Raw genomic sequence first — 720 nt, forward strand, 5'->3', positions numbered from 1 at the left:
TGAAATCTTGTTAATCCCGTTAATAATCAGGGAATAAGGAGAAAATAGACCGGTTTTGTTTGGAATAGTAAAAAACAGTCCGTTGGGATATTGGAAAGAGGATTGGAAGTCCAGAAAGATGACAGTGGGAAAGGGATGAAATGAGGCTCTCAAAGAATAAAAGTATGTATTTTTCAGTTCAAAAGGTTGAATGACAGTCCATTGATAGCACCGATTGGAGCTCCGTAAAGACAGTACCATTCCGTTCCTCAAAACTCTGTTTGAAGATTCCGGAAAATATGCGACAAATCTATTCTATCCTATCAAAAGAAGTAACGTCTTTTATACTGTACACGCTCCGCTTCTTACAAAAGAAATTCCCCTTTGATTCGCCTCGTCAATCTTTCTGTTGCTGAAAGGCTTCAGATAGGTTTCCGTCACCGTGATGGAGGAGTGTCCCATGGCTTCCGATATGATTCCGGGGTGTATCTCGCAATGGTAAGCCATTGTGGCCCAGGTGTGTCTGGCTGCATAGGTACTGAGTGCCGACTGCATTCCCAGGCACTGCCTGAGTACTGCCAGCCGCTGGTTGAATCCCCTGAGTGCCGACTGGTATTCCCGGTATGCCGCTTCCGTACCTTCCTCGCTCTGCAGAATGGGAAACAGATAGGGGGAATCGGGATTCCTGTTCGCCACCATCCTGACCATCTGCATGGCTTCGGGTGTGAGTGACACGGTCAG

Annotated in this window: 1 protein-coding gene; it reads right to left on the reverse strand. The window is 46.5% G+C overall.

Going from position 1 to position 720, the window contains the following annotated elements; all coding sequences use genetic code 11:
• Positions 1 to 321 precede the first annotated feature (321 nt).
• On the reverse strand, positions 322 to 720 hold a 399-nt coding region (locus tag DWX62_RS19195; RefSeq protein ID WP_165859028.1), incomplete at its 5' end, for a tyrosine-type recombinase/integrase.

It is taken from the genome of Bacteroides sp. AF20-13LB (genome assembly GCF_003603065.1).
GTDB lineage: Bacteria > Bacteroidota > Bacteroidia > Bacteroidales > Bacteroidaceae > Bacteroides > Bacteroides uniformis.